The sequence below is a fragment of the uncultured Zoogloea sp. genome, from assembly GCF_937894855.1.
In the GTDB taxonomy this organism is placed as follows: domain Bacteria; phylum Pseudomonadota; class Gammaproteobacteria; order Burkholderiales; family Rhodocyclaceae; genus Zoogloea; species Zoogloea oryzae.
Genome location: NZ_CALAYQ010000094.1, coordinates 1 through 8,915 on the forward strand (window position 1 = coordinate 1; position 8,915 = coordinate 8,915).

An 8,915-nucleotide genomic window follows, 5' to 3' on the forward strand; every position below is an offset into this window, starting at 1 on the left:
CGCTGACCTCTTGCATGCCATGCAAGCGCTCTCCCAGCTGAGCTATACCCCCGTCAAACGAAGACCGCATTCTAGACCCAAGAACCGAACTTGTAAACCCCTTTTTTTCGTTTTCTGCACTTGGAGCGCGCCAAGCTTCCTGTGTGAGGGATTTCACACTCACGTAGCGCAGCACCAAATCGGGCATGTCGAAAAATTTTACACACCTAAAAACCCACCAACAGAGCTTTCCATTTTTTACAAACAACTCATGACCTTATACGTTTAGGCCCAATTTTTGCGTATGACTCATTTAGAGGCGTGCCACACCAATGCCTTTTCGACACATTTGCTCTCCATTGAAAGGTTTCAAGATGATCAAGAAGAAACTTGCTATTGCAATCTCGGCGGCGCTCGCACTTGGCACCGCGGGTTTTGCTCACGCCACCGTGTATACCTCTACCGCCAGCGGCTTCACTGGCGACTTCGTCATCTCCGGCTTTGCCGACTCCAATCCCGGCGTTTTTCAGATTTCGCTGACGAACGTCAACGGCGCTCTGGATCTCTACGTTCCCAAGAACGGCACCGCCACCGGTCAGCGTATCGGCAACACGAGCATCGACTACACCCCAGCTCACGCCGGCGCAGATCTGGTTTCAGTGGTCCCCAACTGGACGCCGATGGGTAGCGTGACCTTCAACACCACCGACATTACCGGCAACAATTTCAAGTACAACTTTACATCCGGGTCTTTCACCTCTGATGGCGTCGCTCAAACGGGCGGCTCGTTCACGGGTACCGCCAGCGCCCTCGACCTCATGCTGGGTAGCATGTTCGGCCCGCTCGGCGCGGCGGTCGGCACTGGCTCCGTTTCTGTTACCCATACCCTCTCGGCCCACACGTGGACCATCAACGTCAGTGAGACGGCGGTCGGCGGCACTGGCTTCAGCGGTCTTTTTCGCACGCTGGACTCCACCGCCTACGGTGGCAATAACGACGGCATTCTGACGGGGAGCTTCGGTGTCAATGCTTCTGTTTCCCTGACCACCGCTGACGGCGTTCCGACCCCTGGCGGCACCGTGACGGCCCCGGTTCTGCCGAGCACGCCGTCGGCATCCACCCCCTCCGGCACGTTCACCTTCGACAATATTGCAGTCGGCACCACGACCAACTCCGCAGGCAAGGTTGTCGGTCTCGACACCGCGGCCCCGATCTGGATCGACCCCGTGGTTGCCGTTGGCTACCGCTATGAACTGGGCGCCACCTCTACGACCAAGTTTGCCACGGTTCAGATGCCCGGACTGGGCACGGTCAATGACGCCGATGGCTACGAAATCTGGCTGTTCAACGGCACGAATTGGTACCTTGGCGGTACGGTTGCGGCCGGCGGCCTCTTCACTTTCCCCACTGGCGGCGTGACCAAGTTCGAAATCCGCGGCATTTCCCCGGATCTTGGCTTGCTTCCGACCAATGATCTGGCGTTCCCGGTTGGTCTGACCGTCACCAATCCCGGTACTGTTGACCTGACGATGACTGCACTGACCGTCGATACGGGAACCCCGGTTCCTGCTCCGGACACCCTGTCCTTGACGGGGCTTGCCTTGGCCGCCCTTGGTGCAGTTGCCCGTCGCAAGAAGGCTTGATCCCTTCACGCCCCATGGTAAAAAACAACGGCCGCTAATGCGGCCGTTGTTTTTTCTGTTGCCATTACTTGTTGAACAATTTGTTCAAAGTTAGTTGATCCGGTAAGCCGGAAGCGGGCAGGCTGACTTTAACCTGAAAACTGCGGATCGCGTCCTTCAATGCGGGCGAGAAGACACCGTCACGCGCCCCTGAGTACAGTTTCTCGTCTGCCAGCTTTTGCTGGATAGCCTCGATCGTTGCCTTGTAGAGCGCAACACCTCCCTTGTCTGTCTGCACCATCACAACCTCAGACTTCGCCTGGAGGCGGTTCTGCTTTAGCGCGCCAATCATCCCGTTAACTGCAACGATGAAGGGCTCCTTCGGGCTCTTTTCACAGTATTGCTTCAGGGCTGCAAGTAGAAACTCGGTCGTCTGCCATGGGGTGTAGTCGTAGGTATCTTTCGCGTACTGATTGTTTGCCGTCACATAACCCTCGACCCATCCGGCAAAGAGGAAGTAGTCGGTATTCCGCTTCTTGGCGACCTGGGTAAAAGTTTCGCAACTGCGGCCGCCGCCGCCTTCAACCGCGAAATCACCCTTGGAATCAACAGCCCACGCCTCACTAACAAGACAAACCGCGAGCAAAAAACCGCCAAGAGGCCGGAGTCGATTGACAATGCGCGTGCTGGTCTTCAATTCGGTTACCTTCCCTTCAGAGTGAACTCACAAGTGACAGCAAGTTTAGCCTACCAACCCTCCCCCCTTAACGTGGCTAGCATGCCACTGTGGAATATGAGACGGTAATCACGCAGTTACTGCAGCACCTTGCCGGGGTTCATCAGCCCCAGCGGATCGAAGGCCTGCTTGACGCGCGCCATCAGCGCCAGCTCCACCGCCGACTTGTAGCGCGGCATCAGATCGCGTTTGAGCTGGCCGATTCCATGCTCGGCCGAAATCGATCCGCCCAGCTCGGCCACCAGATCGTGGACGATCCGATTGACCTCGGCGGTGCGTTCGATGAAGGCACCGTTCTCGCCTTTGATAGGCCGGGACTGGTTGTAATGCAGATTGCCGTCGCCCAGGTGGCCAAAGCACACGATGCGCAGCCCCGGATACGCCGCTTCGAGTCGCTCGCCGGCGAGGGCGATGAACTGCGGGATGGCGCTGACCGGCACCGCGATGTCGTGCTTGATGCTGACGCCCTCGCGCTTCTGGGCTTCGGAGATGTTCTCGCGCAGGGCCCACAGGGCTGCGGCCTGGGCTGCGCTGGCGGCGATCGTGCCGTCGAGGATCAGACCGGCCTGGATGCCCTCCTCCACCTCGCGTTCAAGCAGCGACTCCAGCGCTGCATCGCTGCGGGTGTCGCTCAGTTCGACGAGCACGTACCAGAGATACGCGCCCGCGAGCGGATCGCGGGCACCGGGGATGTGCTGGAGCACCAGATCCAGCGATTGCCGGCCGACCAGTTCGAAGGCAGTGACGCGATCGCCAGCCACCGCACGCAGGCGGCCAAGGAGATCGACTGCCGCCGCCGGATCGGCGATCGCCAGCCAGGCGGTGGCCGACGACCGCAGCCGCGGGAAGAGCTTGAGACTGGCGGCGGTGACGATGCCCAGCGTGCCTTCGGCGCCGATGAAGAGCTGCTTGAGGTCGTAGCCAGTGTTGTCCTTGCGCAGCGCCCGCAGGCCGTCCCAGATCTGGCCGTCTGGGAGCACCACTTCAAGCCCCAGCACCAACTCGCGGGCATTACCGTAGCGCAGCACCTGCACGCCACCGGCGTTGGTGGAGATGAAACCACCCACCTCGCAGCTGCCTTCGCTGGCGAGGGAGAGCGGGAACAGCCGGTCGGCCTCGTCCGCCGCGGCCTGCACCGCAGCCAGCGTGACGCCGGCCTCGACGACGATGGCGTTGTTGTCGGGATCGACCCGCCGCACCCGCCGCAGCCGTGAGAGATTGACCACCACCGCCGCACTGCCAGCCAGCGGCGTGGCCCCGCCGCACAGGCCGGTGTTGCCGCCCTGGGGCACGATGGCGCAGCCGGCGTCGGCGCAGGCGCGCACCACGGCGGACACCTCGGCCGTATCGGCAGGCAGCACGACGGCCGACGCGGTGCCGGTGTAGCGGCCGCGCCAGTCGGTGAGATACGTGGCCTTGTCGGCGTCGGCGACGAGGCAGTGCGGCTCACCGACGATCGCGCGCAGGGTTTCGATCAGGGCATGCATGGAACGCCTCCCGGCGATGGACGGAGTTCAGCGCCCGAGGGCGCGACGGATGGACGGCAGGGCGAGCTCGACGGCGGCCTCGCCCTCGGCGATCGCCTCACACCCCCGGTGATAGTCCATCAGGCCAAGCTGGGCAAGGCGCGGGGAGATCAGCACGTCGGCGGGCTCACCGGCCAGGCGGCTGCGGGCGATGCGCACCGACATGATGGAGATGCTGCTCTGCATCACGGTGAGCATGGAAGGCGTGCCTTCCGGTTCGTCCTCGGGCTCGTCGGTGGGCGGGGTGTTGTTGCGCCCGAAGCGCGACAGCAGGCGCTTCGACCAGCCGTTGGCGGTGGTTTCGGTGTTGCGTTCGGGTTCGGGGCGGTTGCGCCAGGCGGCGCCAACCACATCGGAGTTGAGATCGACGGCGATGACGATGTCGGCGCCCATCGCCCGGGCCAGCGACACCGGCACCGGATTGACGAGGCCGCCATCCACCAGCAGCCGGCCATCCTGCCACGACGGCGTGAGCAGACCGGGCAGCGCGATGGAGGCGCGCACGGCGGCTGAAACACTGCCTTCCCGCAGCCAGACTTCGTGCCCGCTCTGCAGATCGGTGGCGACGCAGCCGAAGCTGTGGCTGAGGGAGATGAAATCCCGGTCGACGAAGTTGCGTTCGAAGAAGGTGATCAGCCGGTCGCCCTTGATGAGGCCGCCGCGCAGGCCCATGTCCATCAGGCCGACGACGTCCTGCCAGCCGAGGGTTTCGACCCAGCTGCCGAGCTTTTCCAGATCCCCCGCCGCCGCCACGGCACCAACGAAGGCGCCGATGGAGCAACCGGCGATGATCTGCGGCTCGATGCCCTCGCGGGCCAGCGCCCGCAACACGCCGATGTGCGCCCAGCCCCGGGCGGAGCCGCTGCCGAGGGCGATGCCGATGCGGGGGGTGCGTTTCATGGGTGTCCGGGTGATGAAACGGTTGGCGATTCCCTGTAGGTCGGACTTCAGTCCGACATTGTGCTCATATCGGACAGTGTTGTCGGACTGAAGTCCGACCTACAGGGGTCCGAGGGTCAGATCGGCTCGGCGTACAGGTCGTGGACGTCGCAGTCGTTGATGCGGACGCGGGCGAACTCGCCGGGCTCGAGGTTCTCGCCAGCCGGGATGATGACCAGGCCGTCGATGTCGGGCGCATCGCCCGGTGAACGGGCCAGCGCGCCCTCCTCGTCGATCTCGTCCACCAGCACGGTCATCTCGCGGCCGATGAAGCGCTCGAGGCGCTCGGTGGAGATGTCTTCCTGGAATTCCATCAGCTGGATGCGGCGCTCTTCGCGGATTTCTTCCGGCACCGGATCGGCCAGCTCGTTGGCGGCGGCGCCTTCGACCGGCGAGTAGGCGAAGGCGCCCACGCGGTCGAGCTTGGCCTCTTCAAGGAACTGCAGCAGCTCTTCGAAATCGGCATCGGTTTCGCCGGGAAAGCCGGTGATGAAGGTGGAGCGGATGGTGAGATCGGGGCAGATCTCGCGCCAGCGGCGGATGCGCTCGAGGTTGTTCTCGGAGCTCGCCGGACGCTTCATGGCCTTGAGGATGCGCGGGCTGGCGTGCTGGAAGGGCACGTCGAGGTAGGGCAGGATCTTGCCCTCAGCCATCAGCGGGATGATGTCGTCCACGCTGGGGTAGGGATACACGTAGTGCAGACGCACCCACACGCCCAGGTCGCCGAGAGCGTTGCACAGGTCGTAGAGCTTGGTGCGCATGGGCTTGCCGCCCCAGAAGCCGGTGCGGTACTTCACGTCGACGCCGTAGGCGGAGGTGTCCTGGGAGACGACCAGCAGCTCCTTCACGCCGGCATTGACGAGGTTCTCGGCCTCGCGCATCACGTCGCCGATCGGGCGGCTGACGAGATCGCCACGCAGCGACGGGATGATGCAGAAGGTGCAGCGGTGGTTGCAGCCTTCGGAAATCTTGAGGTAGGCGTAGTGATTGGGCGTGAGCTTGACGCCCTGGGGCGGCAGCAGATCGATGAACGGATCGTGGGGCTTGGGCAGGTGCTTGTGCACCTCCTGCATGACCTGCTCGGTGGCGTGGGGGCCGGTCACAGCCAGCACTTGCGGGTGGGCCGCCATCACCACGTCTTCCTTGGCACCGAGGCAGCCGGTGACGATCACCTTGCCGTTCTCGTTGAGGGCTTCGCCGATGGCGTCGAGGGATTCCTCCACCGCGGCGTCGATGAAGCCGCAGGTGTTGATGACCACCAGATCGGAGCCTTCATACGACGGCGAGATCTCGTAGCCCTCGGCCCGCAGACGGGTGAGGATGTGTTCGGAATCGACCAGGGCCTTGGGGCAACCAAGGGAAACGAAGCCGACTTTCGGGGCGGCGCCCTGCTTGCTGGATTGGGTCATGCGTCAGGAAAAACCGGTGGATAAAACACAAGGGCCGCGACGAGTGCGCGGCCCGGGACATCACTTCTTGGTGGCGTCGCTGGGATCACCGCCGGAACCCGGCGCCTCACCCTTCTCGGGATTGAAACCCGGCGCACCGAAGGTCGGAAACTGGAAGCCGGAGAACAGGTTGCGCGTCTGGCTGTCGAGTTGCTCCTGCATCTGGGCATACATCTTCTTGGATTGCTCCATGTAGGCGCCCATCATGCTTTGCATGGCCGGGCCCTGAAAGTTCAGGAACTGCGCCCACAGATCCTGGCTCACCGTGGCGTTTTCGCCGTACACGGAGCGAACCTGATCCTGCAGCTTGGCCTGCATGTCGGTGAAGGCCTTGATGTTGTTTTCCAGGTACTTGCCCATCATCCCCTGCATGGCGTTGCCATAGAAGCGGATCATCTGGGACAGCAGGTCGCTGGTGAACATCGGCGCCCCGCCGGCTTCCTCTTCGAGGATGATCTGCAGGAGGATGTTGCGGGTGAGGTCTTCGCCAGTCTTGGCGTCAACGACCTGGAAGATGCCATGATCAAGAACGAGTTCCTTCACGTCTGCGAGCGTGATGTAGGAACTGGTTTGCGTGTCGTAAAGGCGGCGGTTTGGGTACTTTTTTATCAGGCGAATCTGATCGGCCATCTGTGTTTTCTCCTCGGCGGCGATAGACTCGCCTCCGGAGATTATACTGCGGTGCGCAAAAAAAAGCCCCGCCATACGGCGGGGCCTTGTGACGCTTGTTGCAGCCGATTACTGGTAGTACAGGCCGCCGTTCACGTTCAGGGTGGCACCGGTGACGTAGCCAGCCAGCTCGGAAGCCAGGTAGACCACGGCAGCGCCGATTTCTTCCGGCTTGCCAAGACGCTTGACCGGCACGGTGTCGATGATGCCCTGACGGATTTCTTCCTTGATCGCCATGACCATGTCGGTGCCGATGTAGCCCGGAGCGATGGCGTTGACGGTCACGCCCTTGGTGGCCAGCTCAGCAGCCAGCGCCTTGGAGAAACCGATCACGCCGGCCTTGGCGGCGGAGTAGTTGGTCTGACCAGCCTGACCCTTGACGCCGTTCACCGAGGAGATGTTGATGATGCGGCCCCAGCCACGTTCCGCCATCTTCGGGGAAATGGTGTGGGTCACGTTGAAGAGGCTGGTGAGGTTGGTCGCGATGACCGCATCCCACTGACCCTTTTCCATCTTCGGGAAGAACTTGTCGCGGGTGATACCGGCGTTGTTCACCAGGATGTCGATCGGGCCGACTTCGTTGGTGATCGCCTCAACGGCCGCCTTGCACTGCTCGTAGTCGGAGACGTCGAAACCGTACAGCGGGATATCGAGGCCTTCCGCCTTGCGAGCTTCAACCCAGGCGTCCTTGGCGGGATCGCCAGGGAAGAAATTCCCGACCACGCGGACGCCCGCAGCGGCAAGGGATTTACAGATAGCGGTGCCAAGGCCACCGACGGCACCAGTTACAAGGGCGATGCGTTGAGACATTTTTACTTTCCTTCTTTTGTTGCGGTGCGAAAAGCTTATTAGAACATATGCTGCCCGCCGTTGATAGAGATGTTGGCACCGGTCACGAATGCCGCTTCATCAGAGGCGAGATAGGCAATCAGCCCCGCGATTTCTTCCGGCTTGCCGAGACGGCTCATCGGGATCTGGGGCAGGATCTTGGTTTCGAGGACTTCCTGCGGAATCGCCAGAACCATCTTGGTACCGATGTAACCCGGGGAGATGGTGTTGACGGTCACGCCGGACTTGGCGGTTTCGAGGGCCAGGGACTTGGTGAAACCATGCATGCCGGCCTTGGCCGCAGCGTAGTTGGTCTGACCGAAAGCGCCCTTGATGCCGTTGAGCGAGGAGACGTTGATGACGCGGCCCCACTTGCGCTCGACCATGCCGTCCATGACCTGCTTGGTCATGTTGAAGACGCTGTCGAGGTTGGTGTGGATGACGGCATCCCAGTCGGCCTTGGTCATGCGCTTGAAGGTCATGTCGCGGGTGATGCCGGCGTTATTGACCAGCACATCCACGGGGCCGATGTCGGCGGTGATCTGCTCGACGCAGGCCTTGCACGAGTCGAAATCAGCGACATCGCAGGGGTAGGCCTTGAAGCCGTAGCCCATGTTGTTCATCGTCTGCAGCCATTCGGCCGCCTTGGCGTTGCCCGGCGAGTGGGTGGTGACGACCTTGTATCCGAGCGCGGCCAGCTTGATGCAGATCGATTCGCCCAGACCGCCCATACCGCCAGTAACCAGTGCTACACGTGCCATGTCTCTCTCCCTCAAAGTGTGAGTGCGGGGGTAAGCTGAAATCGGCAACGCCCCCCGTTATTCCTCTCGCTGCCGACCTTTTTTTGATTTTCTCCCCCGGGGATCAAGCCCCGAGGGGGTGCTGCGGTGCGATCAGACGGTTTCCTTGACGTAACGCCCGGGTGCCGCTTCGATCACCTTGTATTTCGCGTTGCCCGGCTTGTTGCGGGCAGCAATCATCTCGCCGCTGCGCTGCTTGAGCCATTCGGCCCAGTGCAGCCACCAGCTGCCCTTTTGTTCGACGGCGGTCTCGAGCCACTCTTCCGGCACCGAGGCGGTGGAATCGCTGGTCCAGTAGCTGCGGCGGTTCTTCGAGGCCGGGTTGATGGCGCCGGCGATGTGGCCGCTGGCGCCCAGCACGAAGGTGG

General features: G+C 62.3%; 8 protein-coding genes and 1 pseudogene. 1 reads left to right on the plus strand and 8 read right to left on the minus strand.

Translation table 11 applies throughout. From position 1 onward, the window contains the following. Positions 1-353: 353 nt before the first annotated feature. Positions 354-1,622, plus strand: a complete 1,269-nt coding sequence (locus Q0672_RS12050; RefSeq protein WP_298622476.1) for a hypothetical protein — start codon at positions 354-356, stop codon at positions 1,620-1,622. A 64-nt stretch (positions 1,623-1,686) separates the two neighbouring features. Here the strand turns inward: Q0672_RS12050 and Q0672_RS12055 are convergent, their stop codons facing one another. The 8 genes and pseudogenes from Q0672_RS12055 to Q0672_RS12090 form a co-directional block, all read right to left on the minus strand. After that, entirely contained in the window at positions 1,687-2,298 is a 612-nt protein-coding gene (locus tag Q0672_RS12055) for a peptidoglycan-binding domain-containing protein (RefSeq protein ID WP_298622478.1), read from the minus strand. A 116-nt stretch (positions 2,299-2,414) separates the two neighbouring features. Continuing rightward, positions 2,415-3,824, minus strand: coding sequence for an FAD-binding oxidoreductase (locus Q0672_RS12060; RefSeq protein ID WP_298622480.1), 1,410 nt, complete (start codon positions 3,822-3,824; stop codon positions 2,415-2,417). A 27-nt stretch (positions 3,825-3,851) separates the two neighbouring features. Continuing rightward, positions 3,852-4,763 carry a patatin-like phospholipase RssA gene (rssA, locus tag Q0672_RS12065; RefSeq protein ID WP_298622482.1) on the minus strand — a complete coding sequence of 304 codons (912 nt, stop codon included), beginning with the start codon at positions 4,761-4,763 and terminating at the stop codon, positions 3,852-3,854. 116 nt (positions 4,764-4,879) lie between these two features. Beyond that, entirely contained in the window at positions 4,880-6,211 is a 1,332-nt protein-coding gene (gene rimO / locus Q0672_RS12070; protein ID WP_298622484.1) for a 30S ribosomal protein S12 methylthiotransferase RimO, read from the minus strand. A 60-nt stretch (positions 6,212-6,271) separates the two neighbouring features. Beyond that, positions 6,272-6,880 carry a polyhydroxyalkanoate synthesis repressor PhaR gene (gene phaR / locus Q0672_RS12075; RefSeq protein WP_153161441.1) on the minus strand — a complete coding sequence of 203 codons (609 nt, stop codon included), beginning with the start codon at positions 6,878-6,880 and terminating at the stop codon, positions 6,272-6,274. Between the two features lie 108 nt (positions 6,881-6,988). Continuing rightward, on the minus strand, positions 6,989-7,729 hold the full coding sequence (gene phbB / locus Q0672_RS12080) for an acetoacetyl-CoA reductase (protein WP_284186413.1): 741 nt from the start codon (positions 7,727-7,729) through the stop codon (positions 6,989-6,991). Between the two features lie 38 nt (positions 7,730-7,767). After that, entirely contained in the window at positions 7,768-8,508 is a 741-nt protein-coding gene (gene phbB / locus Q0672_RS12085; protein WP_153161439.1) for an acetoacetyl-CoA reductase, read from the minus strand. Between the two features lie 132 nt (positions 8,509-8,640). Then, positions 8,641-8,915, minus strand: a pseudogene (locus Q0672_RS12090) (class I poly(R)-hydroxyalkanoic acid synthase); the annotation flags it as partial.